The sequence below is a fragment of the Promicromonospora iranensis genome (assembly GCF_028994775.1).
GTDB classification, from domain to species: Bacteria; Actinomycetota; Actinomycetes; order Actinomycetales; family Cellulomonadaceae; genus Promicromonospora; species Promicromonospora iranensis_A.
Genome location: NZ_JAJQMN010000010.1, coordinates 1 through 16,316, shown reverse-complemented (window position 1 = coordinate 16,316; position 16,316 = coordinate 1). Strand labels below are relative to the sequence as shown.

12 protein-coding genes are annotated in these 16,316 nt (G+C 70.1%); 7 read left to right on the top strand and 5 right to left on the bottom strand.

The window, feature by feature from the left end; translation table 11 throughout:
• Positions 1-215 precede the first annotated feature (215 nt).
• Positions 216-1,586, top strand: coding sequence for a hypothetical protein (locus tag LUU90_RS18920; protein ID WP_275005320.1), 1,371 nt, complete (start codon positions 216-218; stop codon positions 1,584-1,586).
• Between the two features lie 106 nt (positions 1,587-1,692).
• Here the strand turns inward: LUU90_RS18920 and LUU90_RS18915 are convergent, their stop codons facing one another.
• Both LUU90_RS18915 and LUU90_RS18910 read right to left on the bottom strand, forming a co-directional pair.
• Positions 1,693-2,697, bottom strand: coding sequence for an ABC transporter ATP-binding protein (locus LUU90_RS18915; protein WP_275005318.1), 1,005 nt, complete (start codon positions 2,695-2,697; stop codon positions 1,693-1,695).
• Positions 2,690-3,685: an ABC transporter permease gene (locus LUU90_RS18910; protein ID WP_275005316.1), complete on the bottom strand. Its 996-nt coding sequence runs from the start codon at positions 3,683-3,685 to the stop codon at positions 2,690-2,692. The genes LUU90_RS18915 and LUU90_RS18910 overlap by 8 nt, the downstream gene beginning before the upstream one ends.
• Before the next feature lie 154 nt (positions 3,686-3,839).
• Here LUU90_RS18910 and LUU90_RS18905 point away from each other — a divergent pair, with 154 nt between their 5' ends.
• The 3 genes from LUU90_RS18905 (at position 3,840) to LUU90_RS18895 (ending at position 7,256) form a co-directional block, all read left to right on the top strand.
• Positions 3,840-4,895, top strand: coding sequence for a hypothetical protein (locus LUU90_RS18905; protein ID WP_275005314.1), 1,056 nt, complete (start codon positions 3,840-3,842; stop codon positions 4,893-4,895).
• Complete coding sequence (locus tag LUU90_RS18900; protein ID WP_275005312.1) at positions 4,892-6,124, top strand: DUF6716 putative glycosyltransferase; 1,233 nt, start codon at positions 4,892-4,894, stop codon at positions 6,122-6,124. Before LUU90_RS18905 ends, LUU90_RS18900 begins: the two co-directional genes overlap by 4 nt.
• 139 nt (positions 6,125-6,263) lie before the next feature.
• On the top strand, positions 6,264-7,256 hold the full coding sequence (locus LUU90_RS18895) for a hypothetical protein (RefSeq protein WP_275005309.1): 993 nt from the start codon (positions 6,264-6,266) through the stop codon (positions 7,254-7,256).
• A gap of 68 nt (positions 7,257-7,324) precedes the next feature.
• Here LUU90_RS18895 and LUU90_RS18890 read toward each other — a convergent pair whose 3' ends face one another.
• The 3 genes from LUU90_RS18890 to LUU90_RS18880 form a co-directional block, all read right to left on the bottom strand.
• Complete coding sequence (locus LUU90_RS18890) at positions 7,325-8,341, bottom strand: glycosyltransferase family 2 protein (RefSeq protein ID WP_275005307.1); 1,017 nt, start codon at positions 8,339-8,341, stop codon at positions 7,325-7,327.
• A 242-nt stretch (positions 8,342-8,583) separates the two neighbouring features.
• Positions 8,584-9,477 (bottom strand): N-acetylneuraminate synthase family protein, encoded by an 894-nt coding sequence (locus tag LUU90_RS18885; protein WP_275005305.1) that lies wholly within the window; start codon positions 9,475-9,477, stop codon positions 8,584-8,586.
• A 56-nt stretch (positions 9,478-9,533) separates the two neighbouring features.
• Positions 9,534-10,778 (bottom strand): acylneuraminate cytidylyltransferase, encoded by a 1,245-nt coding sequence (locus LUU90_RS18880; protein ID WP_275005303.1) that lies wholly within the window; start codon positions 10,776-10,778, stop codon positions 9,534-9,536.
• Positions 10,779-10,929: 151 nt separating this feature from the next.
• Here LUU90_RS18880 and LUU90_RS18875 point away from each other — a divergent pair, with 151 nt between their 5' ends.
• From LUU90_RS18875 to LUU90_RS18865, 3 genes are all read left to right on the top strand, one after another.
• Entirely contained in the window at positions 10,930-13,191 is a 2,262-nt protein-coding gene (locus LUU90_RS18875; RefSeq protein WP_275005301.1) for a polysaccharide pyruvyl transferase family protein, read from the top strand.
• Between the two features lie 160 nt (positions 13,192-13,351).
• Entirely contained in the window at positions 13,352-15,406 is a 2,055-nt protein-coding gene (locus LUU90_RS18870) for an acyltransferase family protein (protein ID WP_275005299.1), read from the top strand.
• Positions 15,407-15,528: 122 nt separating this feature from the next.
• The coding region (locus LUU90_RS18865; RefSeq protein ID WP_275005297.1) for a nucleotide sugar dehydrogenase at positions 15,529-16,316 on the top strand (788 nt) is incomplete at its 3' end.

The window sequence follows — 16,316 nt, the reverse complement described above, 5'->3', positions numbered from 1 at the left end:
CGACACCTCCGTCCTGTCCATGGACGAGGCAGTGAACGCCGTCCGTGAGCACCTTGGAACGGCCGAGCTTGGAACGGCCGAGCTTGGAACGACCGAGCTTGGAACGACCGAGCTTGGAACGACCGAGCTTGGAACGACCGAGTGAGGGGCGCTCCGCCCGATCCGCCGCATCGGCCCCTCGCTGCCAGATATCCGATCGACCGGGAGACCACCGCATGACGACGACGAGAACACTGGACTGGAGACAAGGTTTCGCACGGGGCAAGGTGACCGGCGCGAAGTTCCGGAGCGCTTTCGGCCCCGAGGTTGTCGGTCGGAACCGCAGGGACGACGTGCTCCGGGACTTCTCGGACATCATGGTCCGGCATGCCCGCGGCGAGAAGATTCCCCAGAGCGACGTGCAGAATCTGCGCCGCCTTGCGATCGCCAAGCGGTTCAGCGACTGGGACGGGCTGGTCATCGCCGTCATCTCGACGCTGGCCACCACGTTCGGCAGCGCGTCCGCCCGGGCCTGGCTGCCCGTGCTCCTGTCCGCCGCCGGACGATTCGACGAGGTCGTCGACATCGAGCCGGAGTTCGTCTCCAACGGCCCGCGCCGCGCGGACTGGCTGGTCGTCGTGACCGCCCTGGCGGGCGCCGGACGCGAAGACCTGGCGCGCACCCTCGTCGACCGGCTCGACGAGCACGTCACGCCGGAGGAGGGATCGAACCTGACGGTCTGGGGCGACGACGCCCTCTCCAAGGAGTTCGCCCGGCTGCGCGAGCTGGCACCGGGAGACACGGCGCTGCCGGTGTTCTTCCATCTCCCGTTCTCGGGAGGCACCAGCATGATCGTGTCGCTCAAGCACATCGTGCCGTGGGGCCGCATGGTGCAGATCAACCGCCGGCACGGCCTGCTGCAGGTCGAGCACGCGCTGCAGATGTCGGCGGAGGACACGGCGCAGCTGATGCTCGTCCACCAGCACCACCCCTTCGCGTTCCGGCTGCCCGGGCGCGAGCTCACCCACTTCACGGTCCTGCGCGACCCGGTGTCGCAGATCAGGTCCGGGTACTTCAAGCGACTCTCCACCCCCGGCATCGTGCCCACGCGTGACGACTCGCCCACGTTCGACCAGCACATCGACTACACGATCAAGCACGGCATGACGAACATGCTGGCGCGCCAGATCGTCACGACGCACCCCGACCTGCTCGGCGCCTATCGCAAGCAGTTCTCCAGCTCCGGCCGGTTCGAGTCGGTGCGCGCCGAGGAGGACATGTTCTGGCTCGAGGCGACTGCCCGCCTGGACCAGGACGATCTGTTGCGCATGTGCCGCGAGACGCTCGACGAACGTTTCCACCTGGTCGGGACCATGCGGCACCTCGAGGCGAGCCACATCGCTGCCACTGCCTCGATCGGTTCGTACACCGCGGACCGCGTCGGCCACCGAGGCAGGTCCGGTCAGCCCGAGCGAACCGATGACGAGTCGGACGCGGCACGCAGGCTCCGCGACGCGAACAACGTCGACCAGATCCTGTACGACGAGTACACCGCACGGTTCGAGCGCGACCACTCGTCGCTCATCGAGCTCGTCGCGTCCCACTGACCAGCCGACCGGGCCGGCTCGATCGACCCGGATCCGCCCGCGGTCGGGACGCATGAAGGGCCGCAGCTCCAGGAGCTGTGGCCCTTCGTGCGCTCAGCGCGCGTGCTCAGTCGGCGGTCTGCCCGCCGGCGCCCGCCCTGGCCTGCCCACCGGCGCCGGCGCCCGCCTTGCGGGCACCGCCCTTCGCGTTCCGGCCACCTGCCCGGCCACCGCCACGGCCGCCCCGACGACCAGGGGGCCGGAGGCTCCGGACGTACTCCTTGTACCGCTCGGTCACCTCGTGCGTGGGACCGTCCATCACGAGCTTGCCCTGGTGCACCCACAGCACCCGGGTGCACATGGCCTCGACGGTCGAGATCGAGTGGCTGACGAGGAACACCGTCCCGGCGTTCTGGCGCACGTCCTCGATCCTCGCCTTCGACCGTGCCTTGAAGGCCGCATCGCCGGTCGCGAGCGCCTCGTCGATCATCAGGATCTCCGGCGACGCCGCGGACGAGATGGCGAAGCGCAGCCGGGCGGCCATGCCCGAGGAGTAGGTGCGCATCGGGAGGTACACGAAGTCACCGATCCCGGCGAACTCCACCACCTCGTCGAAACGTTCCTCGACCTGCTTGGGTGTGAGGCCGAGCGCCAGGCCACCGATCATGATGTTCTGCTCGCCGCTGAGCTGCGGCATGAGCGCCGCGTTGACGCCCAGCAGCGACGGCTCGCCCGAAACGTGGACGCTGCCCGACGCCGGCGGCATCAGGCCCGCGATGGCGCGCAGCAGCGTGCTCTTGCCCGAGCCGTTGACGCCGACGATCCCGATCGACTCGCCGTGCCGCACGGTGAACGAGATGCCGCGCACCGCGTGCACCTCGCTCACGCCGCCGGTGTGCTGGCGACCAGCGTTGGCGAGGCGCTTCAGGAACGACGGCTTGATCTGCGCCTCGCGCACCTCGACGCCCTTCTCCGCCTCTTTCCGGGCGCGGCTGCCGACGACTCGATAGACGACGTGCAGGTCGTCCACCACCAGGCAGGGATCCCCGATCGGGGCCTCTGCCGCTTCCTCGTCGAGGTCGTCCTGCTCGAGCTCGAGGTCGAAGTCCATGTGTGCGTCGGCCTCAGTCACGTCCGTACCTCTCCTCGCCGCGCCAGAAGATGACGAAGCCGATCACGAAGAACAACACTGCCCAGCCCGCGCCGAGCGCCCACATCAGCCCGCTCTGCGGGATGGACTCCTCCTGCGTCAGGCAGGACCGCACCAGGTAGAGGAACACCGCCACCGGCTGGTACTCGAGCACCCCGCCGAGCACGACCTTGGCGCCCTCCGAGATGTTCATCCGTTCGAGGTAGCCGGCGAGCGGGAAGATCACGCCCGACCCGTACATCACCACGCGCATCACGAAGCCGATGATGTTGTCCAGGTCCGGCGTGGTCGCCACCACGCGGGCCATGATGAACGCGAGACCGGTGTTGAAGATCCAGAGGAGCGCCACGGCGGCGGGCAGGAGCAGCCACCACCAGGTGACCTTCATCGTCTGGTAGCCGGGGATGTACCCGCTCACCAGCACGATGACGCACATGACCACGAGCGCCGGGATCAGCGTCGCGAGCAGCGACAGCACGGTGGAGATGGGCATGACGGCCCGTGGGAAGTGCAGGGAGCGCAGCAGCTGCGTCTTGCCGCTGATCGACTTGGCGCCCCCGGTCACCGACGACTCGATGAAACGGAAGATGAAGACGCCGACCACGATGAACGCGATCGAGTTCCCCACGTGCCGGTTGACGCCCAGCAGGATCCCGAAGATCAGCACGTAGACGGCGGCGTTGAGGATCGGGTTCAGCACCGCCCAGAGCTGTCCCAGGTAGTTGCTCTGGTTCCTGGCGTACGCGGTCGACGTGGCCAGGACACGGATGAAGGACCAGCGGCCCATCAGGTCCCGGATGTACTCCCGGAGCGGAGGGCGTACGTTCAGTCGACGCAGTCCGTACCGCTCCGCCATGGCCAGCCGCTCCGCCGACGTCGTGTCGGGGGCCAGCGGCGGCGGCGGTTGTGGCGTACCGCCTCGTGCAGGGCGGACACCGGCTGCGGTCGCATCGGTGGTAGGTGTGCTCACGGTGGGTGGAATACCTGTCTGTGGAGGGCGGGCCGGTGTGGACCGGCCTTCAAAAATCCTAGCGGGTCGGCCTGGAAACCTACCAGATTGGTCGGACACCCAGACCAGTGAGCTGGGCGGCCCGGCGACTCCGGACCGTGAGAGACTGCCCCACGTGCCGACCGTCCATGACAACCCGTCACCTCCGATGCGGACCGCGGGTGCACTGGTCGAGTCGCCGCTCCAGCTGCTCTGCACCATTGAAGCCCATGCTGCGGGTCTCGGCGGAAATCCGACTCGGGTCCACGTGCGGGACGACGTCCCCGCGCTGGGCGCCGCCCTCGACGCGGTGCGCGGCTTCGGGCTCCCGGCGGGCCTCTCCGCCAACCTGGGTGGACGGCGCGCGGCCCTCACCGCCAACGAGCCGGTCTGGCTGGTCGGCGACGCCTTCTCCGGGCTGTTCCAGGCGACGGCTCCCCTGCGCCGCGGTCTGACCCGCGTGGTCCTCGTCGACGACGGGCTCGCCACCCGCGACCTGGCTCGCCGTCTGGCGGAGCGTGAACCCCTGGTCCGCCCCCGTGCCACCGCCGGCACCGCGCGGCGCAGCCTCGGGACCGTCGCCGCCCGCCGCCTGCGGAGCCTGGCCGCCGACGGCCGGGTGACCCTGTTCACCGCGCTCCCGCTCGACGCCGGGGTCGGTGACCGTCTGCGCGCGATGGGCTTCGAGCTGGTGCGCAACGAGTTCGCCTGGCTGGCGCAGGTGCCGGCCGCCGACGCCCCGGCAGAACCCACGGTGGTGATCGGTTCCGCGCTCGCCGGCGACGGGCTGATCGACGCCGAACGGTACGTCGAGTGGGTCCGGTCGCTCGCGGCCGACGGACCGCTGCGCTACCTGCCCCATCGTCGCGAGCCGGAGGCCGTGCTGGACAGGCTCTCCAGGATCGACGGACTGGTGCTCGACGCGGCAGGTGCCCCGGTGGAGCTACGCTTGCGCGGCATGACGGCATCGCAGCGCGTCGTCAGTCTCCCGTCCACGGCGGCCGTGCTCCTGACCACCATCCTTGCTCCCGCGGGTGTGGCGGTCGCCCCCCAGGCCGTGCCGGACAGCTGGTGGACCGATCGCGCGACGCCGAGCCTGCGCGCCCACCTCTCGAGCGTGCTCCGGCTCGCGGCGGAGACGCACGCCGCCAGGACCGGACCAGACTCGACCAACCCGGAGGACCACGGATGACCATCCGCGTGCTCGCCGTCGCGGACAGCGACTCCTACCTCAAGTGGGCGTGCTCCACGCTCGACAGCCTCGGCGACCCCGAGTCGCCGCTGGAGCGCTCCGCGGTGCTGATCAGCACCCCGATCGTGCCGACGACCAGCCAGATCGCGGCTGCCGTCGCCGGATCGTCGATCGTGCGGCCGCGCGTGCTCGGCCTGCGCGCGCTGCGGGCCCACGTCCGCGACCTGCGGCCCGACGTCGTGCTGGTCGCCGCCACCGGGCCGATCGCGGAGATGGTCGCGCGCGCAGTGGTCCGGGCGGACCCGAAGCGCCGTCCCGCGCTCGTCACCGGGCTGCCGGGGATGGCCCTCCCCGCCACCCCGCGCGGCACGGCGTGGCGGCGCTGGTGCGACGCGTTCGTGGTGCACAGCCGCAGGGAGCGCCTGGCCTACCAGGACGCGTTCGCCGCGCACGACGTCGAGCCGCAGGTGGTCCTGAACCATCTGCCGTTCCTGGAGCGTCACGCCGCCATGACGCCCAGGCCCATCGACCGGGTCGTCTTCGCCGCCCAGGCCAAGGTCCCCGCCGGGCGCGCCGAACGCCTGCGGCTGCTCGACGGCCTGGCGAACGTCGCCGCCGAGGGCTTCGACGTCATCGTCAAGCTCCGCGCCCGCAAGGGCGAGCGGCAGACCCACAACGAGGAGCATCCGTACGACGCCCTGTGGGAGAGCGAGCACGCTCGGCTCGGCCACGCTGTCGGCGCCCTGCGGTTCGTCGACGGCCCCATGGCCGAGTGGCTGCAGCCCGGCACGGCGCTCGTGACGGTGAGCTCGACGGCCGCGCTCGAGTCCCTCGCACTGAAGCTGCCGACGGCGCTCGTCGACGACTTCGGTGTCTCGGAGGAACTGCTCAACGAGCCGTTCACCGGCAGCGGCTGCCTGGTCTCGCTGGCTGACGCCGGAAAGCTCTTCCGCGAGGACGGCCCCGTGCCCGACGCCGCGTGGCTCGACGAGAACTACCTGCACAGCACCGAGTCGGAGCTGCCCGCGACCGTCTCTCTCCTCGCCGCGCAGCGTGCGGCCGGCGAGCTGCGCCCGCTGCCCGACGTCCGGCCGTGGCTGTGGCCCCGGCACCTGCGGGTGGTGCTGCAGTCCGTGCTTCCGGCGCCTGTCTACCGGACCATCCTGGTCGCGGGACGGCCGGTCAAGCGGATGCTCGGCCGGGTGGCGCCGTCGCTCTCGAACCAGTAGTCCGCGTCCCCTGGTGAGCCGAACACAACCCCTGGGTGAATTGTCGCGGTAGGACGAAATCTTCGTTGCCCGGCCGGTGCGGTAGGGCTAACGTCGCCGTGGGGCCGGGCCGGCCTCGCTCCCTACACCGGAAGTCACCATGAAACGTGCTCTGATCGGCACCACCGTTCTTGCGATCTCCTTCCTCGCCGGGGCAGGCACCGCGATCGCCACGGAGTCCCCGAGCCCGTCGCCGAGCGTCCCCGCGCCCACGGTGAGCGCGTCCGCGCCCGCGGACGACGACGCCGCCGCGCTGGAGACAGCGCTGGCGCTGCGGCCCGTCTACACCTGTGACGAGGACCCGTCCGACGACTTCGAGCTGCCCCAGGACGGGGACGGCGTCACCTACACCCTTGAGAACGACGTCTTCACCGCGACGCTGGACGAGGGCTACGAGTGGGGCGAGATCTTCGGCTGGGACCCCTGGACCGACCCCATCTTCGAGGAGCCGCCCTACCTCCTGACTCCGGAGCCCGGCACCGCCGACCCGGTCGTGATGCCGCTCGACGACTTCGCCTTCCCGAACTGCAACCACAACGACGAGACCACCGTCAACGTGACCACCGAGTGCACGGACGGCATGGGCTACCTCGTGTACGACATCGACGCGTGGTGGGCGACCGACGAGACGACCGTCTCCATCTACCCCTACACCACGGACGAGGCTGTCCGAGGGAACGTCATCTACGACGGCGACGAGCTCTCCGGACGGCTCGCCTGGGACGGCAGCACACCGGGCATGACAGGTCCGATGCACCCGGGCTACGAGACCGACATCTACGACCCGACGGAGACGGCTGTCGCCAACCCGATCTTCTGGATCCACACGGGTGACGGCGAGGACATCCACGAGGCGCTGGCCAAGCTGCGCTTCGACTCCGCCGACCCGTGCGCCGGCGTCGACGAGGGCCCAGCCCCCGGCGGCGATGACAACGGGGCCGACAACGGAGCGGGCGCCGGACAGCCCGACGGCTCCGACGAGGAGCTCGCCGCGACCGGCCCCGAGGCGGCCTGGCTCACGGCCGGCGTCGCCGCGCTGCTCGTGGCCGCGGGCGCCGCGCTCGTCGTGGCACGTCGGCGTCTGCACGCCTGACACGACAGCACGTACGCGCCAGGGGCGCTCGACCGCACGTCGCGGTCGGGCGCCCCTGGCAGCTCGTGTCAGACGCCGTCGTCGATCCGGACCCGCTCCGTGAGCCCGCGCAGGAATCCGGCGCCCCACGCCATGTGCATCGTGATGAGCGTGAGCGGCAGCACCAGGGCCGAGCGCAGGTCGAGGCGCGGGCTGCGGGTCGCGGCGTGCACCGACGCGCCGAGCACGCCCAGCAGGTAGGTGGCGGGCGCCACGAGGCCGATCAGCGTCAGGGGCAGCCAGCCAGCCACGGCACCGACGACAGCCAGCAGGATGGACACGCTGAGGACGAGCACGGCGGTCGGCGGGGCCAGGTAGCGCAGGCTGGCCGTGCCGGGGTTGCGACGCACGACCTCGCGACGCCACATGCCGGTGCGCCAGAACTGCGTCGCGAGCGCGGTCAGCGTGCGGCGCGGCTTGTACTCGACCACGAGCGACGGGTCGAACCACAGCAGGCTGCCGCTGTTCCGCAGGCGCAGGCACAGCTCCCAGTCCTGCGCCCGCACGTACACGGGCGAGTACCCGCCCACGCGCTCCAGAGCCTCACGCCGGAACGTGCCCAGGTAGACCGTCTCGGCGGGGCCGGCACTGCCGCCCGTGTGGAACGACGCCGCGCCCAGACCTGCCGGGTGGCTCATCGCGCGCGCCACGGCCTTCTGCACCGAGGTGTCGCCGACGGGGAGCATCTGCCCGCCCACGCCGTCAGCCCCCGCGGCCTGGAGCGCGTCCACCGCGCGCCGCACGTACGTGGGCTCCGCCACCGTGTGGCCGTCCACCCGGACGAAGATCGAGTGGCCCTCCGGCATCCGCTCCAGGCCCGCGTTCAGGCCGAGCGGCTTCGAACCGGTGGGGTTGTCGACCACGGTGACGCGACCCGTCTCGATCGCGAGCTTGTCCGCGATCTCGCGGGTCCGGTCCTTCGAGGGACCCACCGCGAGCACCATGTGCAGGGGATGCGGATAGTCCTGGCCCAGGATCGACCGCACCATCGCCTCGAGGTACGGCTCCTCATCGCGTACGACGGCGACCACCGTCACCAACGGCATGCTTGCCGCCTCAACCCGCTCGGGCACGTGGCTCCCTCTCACGACGACCGGGCCGGTTCGGCCCGGGTTCCGGTCCTCACGGATCCGGGAACATCGGAGGCGGGCACCGCACGTGCGGCGCCCGCCTCCGACGATGACTGATTCTTGCGGCTTCGGCTCAGGCGGTGCTCGAACGCCTGAGCCTACGGTTCCGCGAAGGGCGGGCGCCTCGTCCGGCTCCCGCCCTTCGCGCTACGTTCGTCTCAGGCGTCGACGCGGCGGAGTCGCGACATGGGCGAGAACTCGCCGGGCATGACGCGCTTCTCGCCGTCCCCGAGCGCCTTCTCGAGGATGCGGATGTCGCGCACCAGGTTCTCGAGGCCCTTGGGCTCGAGCGAGGAGGCGTGGTCCGAACCCCACATGGCGCGGTCGAGCGTGATGTGCCGCTCCACGGCGACGGCGCCGAGCGCCACTGCCGCGATCGAGATCTGCAGACCGGTCTCGTGGCCCGAGTAGCCGATGGGCACGCCGTAGCGCTCCTGCAGCGTCGTGATGGTGCGCAGGTTCGCCTCCTCGGGGGGAAGCGGGTACGTCGACGTGGAGTGCAGGATCACGAGCTTGCTCGTGTCCAGGATCTCCACCGCGGCGTCGATCTGCTCGAGCGTCGACATACCGGTCGAGAGGATGATCGGCTTGCCCGTCGCGGCGAGCGCACGCAGCATCTCGTGGTCGGTCACCGAGGCGGAGGCGACCTTGTGGGTCGGCACGTCCATCTTCTCGAGGAACTCAACCGACGGGGCGTCCCACGGGGACGCGAACCACTGCACGCCCTTGTCCTTGGCGTACGCGTCGATCTCCGTGTACTCGGGCTTCTCGAACTCAACCTTGTACTTGTACTCGAGGTACGTCATCTCGCCCCAGGGCGTCTGACGGATCTTGTCGCGCTGGTCCTTCGGAGTGCTGATCTCCGGAGTGCGCTTCTGGAACTTCACGGCCTGGCATCCGGCCTCGACCGCGACGTCGATCAGCTTCTTGGCAATCTCGACGTCACCGTTGTGGTTGATGCCGATCTCGCCGATCACGTACACGGGCTGGTCGGCGCCCACCTGCAGGTCGCCGATGGTGACCGGCGCGGGCTGCGCGTTCGTCGCGCTCATAAAAGGTCCTTCCGAAAGGGTCGAGCACAGGGTAGTGCTGTTACGTGTCGTCGGGACTAACCGGTGACGACGGGGGTCTGGGCAGCAGCTGAACTGATGTGGGCCGCTGCACCCGGACGCGCAGCGAGTATACGGTCACAGATCTCACGAACCGCACCGTTCCCGCCCTCGCGGGACAGTACTAGCCGCGCCTGAGCCTTGACTTCAGGGCGCGCGTCGGCGACCGCGACGGGCCAGCCGACGACCGCCATGGCGGCGAGGTCGTTGACGTCGTTTCCGACGTACGCGACGCGCGCCGGGTCGAGGTCCCGCTCGGCGATCCAGGCCCGCAGAGCAGCGGCCTTGTTCTCGACACCGTGCATGACCTGCACCTTCAGCTTGTCGGCACGCGAGGCGACGACCTTGTTGGTCTCCGTCGACAGGATGAGGATCGGAAGGCCCGTGCGACGCAGGAGCGAGACGCCCATGCCGTCGCCGCGGCTCACCCGCACCTGCTCGGTGCCGTCCTGGTCGACGAACGCGTGGTCGTCGGTGTGGACGCCGTCGAAATCTGTGACGAGGGCGTCAACGTCCAACGGCTCGGGCGTGGCGTCGGCGTCCTGGTCCACGAGCTGGCGCGCGAGCCAGAGATCGCGGGGCTCGTCGATCTCGATGGCCCACTCCGAGGCCACCGGCTGGATGCCGACGTCGCCGAAGAACCGCGTGCTGCCGGCACGGAACCCGTCGGTCCTCATCACATAGAAGGCACCCGTCTCGCGAAAGTGCGGTGCCCGTTCCTGGCGCCGCGGCCGGTACTCGGTGGTGTGGCCCACCGGGCTCGCGACGCCGTCATCGATCCGCCACTGGAAGTCGTGCGTCTCCGACACGGCCACCACCACGTCCTTCTCCCCGGTCGCGACCCGGCGGATCGCGGTGTCGAGGTCCTCCGGGTCGATGAACGGCGAGGTGCACTGCACCAGCACCGTCACGGGCGGGATCTCCTGCGGGGGCAGCCCGCCGTCGCCGGCCTCGACCCGGTCGAGGACGTGCAGCAGGGCTGACTCCGACGACGCGGTGCCGCCAGCGATCTCCGCGGGGCGGGCCACGACGCGCGCTCCGTGCTGTCGCGCCTCGGCGGCGATCTCGTCGTGGTCCGTCGAGACGATGACCTCGGCCACCGAGGAAGCGGCGAGCGAGGCCTGGACTGCCCGCCCGACGAGCGTGATGCCGTCCACCCGCGCGAGATTCTTCAGGGGGACGCCCTGGGAACCACCGCGTGCTGGAATGATGACGATCGCTGAGGGGGTTGACTGGTCGGGCATGGCCTAATCTCTGGTGGTGGGGGCGGGAGTGGGAGCGACCCTATCGAACGAGGTCCGTCGCCTGCTCCCGGAGCAGTTCCTCGTACTGGAGAGCACCCGAACTACTGTAGCGTCCTCGCACGCCCGCCCTTCCGTGCAGCAGGAGTAGCGAATGTCCCCAGATTCGATCCGCAGAGCGCTTGCCCGTCGCGGATCCAACCTCGCGGCCACCGTCGTGAACGAGACCAACAGGATGGTCGGTTCCAAGACCGATGCCGTCCAACGCGCGGATGCCAACCGGGCGTTCCTGCACGCGGTCGAGAACCCCGACGAGCACGTCGCCCCGAAGACGCGCCGGGCGCGACGAGAGCTGCTCGACCACCTGTTGCGGGCGGACGACGGAACCACGCTCTTCGCCCTGACGACCGGCCGGACGGGCTGGGCCGGCCCGTCCGGCGTCTTCGGCAAGGCGCTGACCCTCGTCGAGGCCGCCGTGGACGAGGGCGACCTGCAGTACGCGACCCAGGTGGTCGAGCGACTGCTCGACGAACGCCCGCAGAGTCCTCGCGCGCACGACCTCCGAGGGACTCTCGCGGCCGCCTCCGGTGACTGGCCGGCTGCCAAGAAGGACTGGCGCCTGGCACTACGGCGCCAGTCCACCGACGCCGAGGAGCTGCGCAGGACCGTCGAGAAGCGGGTGCGCCGCGAGAAGACGCTCGCCACGCTCCGAGCAGCGGTCCTGCGCTGGTCCGAGTCCCTTGATGCCCGCGGCCTCGACGAGCCCACCCGGAGCCTCGTCGACGACGTGCTGACGATCGCGCGCAGCCCTCGCCGGGGTGAGGAGCTCGAGGCCGCCGTCGCGGCCCTCATCGTGCACTCCGCCATCATCGACGAGACCGCCGCCGTCGAGCCGCTGCTCGACGCGTACGCCGCCATGCAGCGGCGCAAGCAGCCTCAGTCCGAACCCGACTGGCTCACGTCCGTCGCCGAAGAGGCGTCCGGGCTCGCCGACGACGGCGACTTCGCCGCCGCCGCGACGGCCCTCGAGAAGGCCGCCACGACGCCCGGTGCGCTCCGGATCAACCAGTTCCTGCTGATGTGGGCACGGATGCTGTCGGCGACGAGCCGCTACGGGGCCGCGCACGCGGTCCTCGGCCTCGTCACGGCGCCCTCCGAGGATGTGGCGCAGGCGCAGTTCCACCGGGCACGCACGGCCTGGATCACGCACCGCTACGCCGACGGCGAGGTGGCCGCGCAGGCGGCGCTCGACGCCGATCCCGAGCGACGCGCGGCAGCGAAGATGCTCGAGCAGATCAGGTCGGCCGCGGAGAGCAGGAGCTCCGCCGACCCCGCCGACCTCGCGGGCAGCGTCGCGCACGTCGCGTACTACCCCGGCGCGTCCGGGAACTTCGGCGACATCGCGCTGCCGGTCGCCGTCCGGGCCGCCATCGACACGGCCACGACACCCGTCAGCTGGCGCCCGTACCACGCCCACCAGGTCGTCGACGACGTCACGGTGGAGCAGTTCAACGCCCAGCGCGCCGTCGTCGTGGGCGGGGGTGGCCTGTTCCTCCCGGACACCTCACCCAACGGGTCCTCCGGCTGGCAGTGGAACGTCGACAACGACCACCTGGACCGCATCACCGCCCCGATCGCCCTGTTCTCCGTGGGCTACAACCTCTTTCCGGGCCAGACGTTCAAGGGCTCGCTCTTCCAGGACAGCATCGTGAAGGTCACCGAGAAGGCGGTCTTCCTGGGGCTGCGGAACCACGGGTCGATCGACCGGGTGCGCTCGTTCCTCCCCGACTCCCTCCGGGACAAGGTGCGCTACGTACCGTGCCCGACGACGATCATGTCGCGGATCCACACCGTGGACGTACCCGCGGCGCCACGCTCCGGACGCGTCCTGCTCAACGCCGCCTTCGACCGGAGCTCGCGCCGGTTCGGCGAGAGCTATCGCGACTTCCTCCAGGAGATGGTGCGCCTCGTGGACGGTGTGCGGGCGTCCGGCGCGGAGATCGCGTACGCGGCACACCTGGCGAGCGACGAGCGTCTCGTCAACGACCTTCGGAAGAGCTTCGACCGGGAGCTTCCCGTGGAGAGGCTGTACAACAAGCCGATGGACGAGAGCCTCGCCACCTATCGTGACGCGAGCCTGGTGATCGGCATGCGCGGGCACGCGACGATGATCCCGTTCGGCCTCGGGACACCGGTGCTGAGCATCATCTCGCACCCCAAGATGCGATACTTCCTCGACGACATCGACCGGCCCGCCTGGGGCTTCGACGCGAACGCGCCGGACCTCGGTGAGCAGCTGCTCGAGAGCACCCTCGACGTTCTCGCGCGAGAGGACGAGGTGCGGCGTGAGGTCCTCGACCTCCAGGAGCGGCTCGTCGAACCCGTATTCTCCGCAGCACGCAGTCTCCTCGCCTGATCCGCCGGTTCACCGCCGCGCTCCGTACGATGTTCCGAGGCGGGCAACAGCCCCGTTGGTATGCTCGCAGCCGCCCAGATCCGCACAACAGGCTCTCCGGCTGCCAGAAGTCGAAGGCTCGCGCCCCGCGCGTGCCGAAAGGTATGAAGTGACGAGTCGTATGAAAGCCGCCCGTGGCGTGCGAGGAGATATCCAGGCGCTTCGCGCGTTCGCGGTGATGGCGGTGGTGCTCTACCACCTCTGGCCCATGCACGTGCCCGGCGGCTATATCGGGGTCGACGCCTTCTTCGTGATCTCCGGCTTCCTGATCACCTCGCACCTGCTGCGCGAGGTCGACCGGACCCAGAAGATCGACCTGCCGCAGTTCTGGGCGCGGCGAGTCCGCCGCCTGCTGCCTGCCTCGTTGCTGGTCGCGGTCGTCTCCGCCGTCGCGGTGGTCCTGTGGGTGCCGCGCGAGCTGTGGCAGACGTTCCTGCAGGACACGATCGCGGCGGTGGTCTACGTCCTGAACTGGGCCCTCGCCGCCCAAGCCGTCGACTACCTGGCCGCCGAGAACGCCGCTTCACCGGTCCAGCACTACTGGTCGTTGAGCGTCGAGGAGCAGTTCTACCTGATCTGGCCCCTCCTGATCGTCGGGGCGCTGTGGCTCGCCGCCCGCACCCGTAGGTCCCCGCGCTCGGCGATCTTCATGGTCCTTGCCGTGATCACCGTCGCCTCGCTCGTCTACGGGATCGTGCTGACGTCCACGAACCCGTCCGCCGCCTACTTCGTGACCCCCACCCGCGCCTGGCAGTTCGGTGCGGGTGCGCTCCTGGCGTTCGTCGGCACCACCCTCGCGAACCGGGGTGGGCTCTCGGCCCTCGTGTCGTGGACGGGCGTGGCAGCCCTTGTCGTGTCCACCTTCGCCTACGGCAGCGGAACGCCGTTCCCGGGCGTCGCAGCCCTTCTGCCGGTGGCCGGCGTGCTCCTGGTCGTCGTGGCGGGCGAGTCGAACCACCCGCTCGCGCCGACCCGGCTCTACAACCTGACGCCCGTACGGTGGCTGGGCGACAACTCGTACTCGATCTACCTGTGGCACTGGCCGCCGATCGTGATCGTCCCGCTCGTGCTCGGGGGCGACCTCGACTACCGCCACAAGCTCGTGATCCTGGTCGCCACGCTGGTCCTCGCCTGGCTGACGAAGCTGTACGTCGAGGATCCGGTCCGCCGCACCCCCGTCCTCGCCGCACGGCGCCCGCGTGTGACCTACGCCGTGCTGGTCGGCACGACGGTCGCCGCCCTGGCGGTGCCGGTCGTGGGCGTCTCGATCATCAACGCCCAGGAACGGGAGAGCCAGCAGCTGGCCGAACAGGCCATCGGCACCGACTGTTTCGGCGCCGCGGCGATCCAGCCGGACGGTTCCCTCTGCTCCCCCGACTCGGTCACCGAGATCGTGCCGGAGCCTGCTGTCGCCGAGGACGACCTGCCGCCGGTCTACACCGACGAGTGCCGGGTCCAGCCCGAGGGCGAGGGCGTGCGCGAGTGCGTGCTCGGCGACCCGGAGGGTGAACGCTCCATCGCCATGGTGGGCGACTCCCACCTGGCCCAGTGGGCCACACCCGTGTCGGAGATCGCCAAGGCCAACGGATGGCGGATCACCCTCTACTTCAAGGGCGCCTGCCCGTTCACGGCCGCCGTGGGCAACCTGGACTCGACCTTCGACGAGACCACGTGCATCGCCTGGAACGACGAGGTCCGCGACCGTGTCCTGGCCGGAGGCTTCGACGGGGTGCTGACGTCGGCCCGAGCCGGCTACACGTTCGTCGACGACGCGGGCGAGCCCGACCGCGGGACCGCCGTGGGCGGCTTCCGCGACCGCTGGGCCGAGTTCACGGCAGCCGGCCTGCCGGTGGCGGTCCTCGCCGACACCCCGCGGATGCCCAACGAGGCGCGCGAGTGCGTCACGACGTCGTCGGACCCCGCGGCGTGCGGCGTCGACCGCTCCGAGGCATTCTCCCTGCCGGAGTACTTCCACGCGGCCGCACGGGACTCGACGGACGTGACGCTGGTCGACCTCAGCAACCGCTTCTGCACCGAGGAGCGCTGTCCCGCGGTCGTGGGCTCCGTGTTCGTCTACCGCGACGGCAGCAGCCACGTGACGGACACGTTCGCCAGGACGCTGCAGCCGTGGCTGGAGAAGGGGCTCCGCCCGTTCGTCACGGCGGTGGGCAGCTGAGCACGGAACAGACCACAGGGCGCCGCGCTTTGAACGGAAGCATGGCACGCACCTAGCATCCGCAGTGGGCGGGCGTTCCGGAACGACCGGACCACCTCGTCGCACAATCGAGAGGATTCGTCGTGAAGATCGCTGTTGTCGGCACGGGTTATGTCGGTCTGTCCAATGCCGTGCTGCTCGCGCAGCACCACGAGGTCTGGGCCCTGGACGTCGACCCGGTCAAGGTCGCCCAGGTCAACGACCGCATCTCCCCGATCGTGGACACCGAGCTGGAGGAATACCTCACCAGCCACCCCCTGAACCTGACCGCGACCCTGGACAAGGACGCGGCCTACACCGGCGCGCAGGTCGTGGTCGTCGCGACCCCGACGAACTACGACGAGATCAGCAACTTCTTCGACACGTCCTCGGTCGAGACCGTGATCAGCGACGTCCTGGCCCGTACCCCCGACGCGACGATCGTGGTCAAGTCGACCATCCCCGTCGGGTTCACCGAACGAGTCCGGGCCGAGCACCCCGGTGCCGGCATCGTGTTCTCCCCCGAGTTCCTGCGCGAGGGCCGGGCCCTGCACGACAACCTGCACCCCTCACGCATCGTGGTCGGCGACCGCACCGAACGCGGTAAGCAGTTCGCCGACCTGCTCCTGGAAGGCGCGGTCACCAAGGACGTCCCGATCCTGCTGACCGACCCCACCGAGGCCGAGGCGATCAAGCTGTTCGCCAACACCTACCTCGCGCTGCGGGTCGCGTACTTCAACGAGCTGGACACCTACGCCGCGACCCACGGCCTTGACACCGCGCAGATCATCGAGGGCGTCGGCCTGGACCCCCGCATCGGGTCGCACTACAACAACCCGTCCTTCGGGTACGGCGGGTACTGCCTGCCCAAGGACACCAAGCAGCTCCTGGC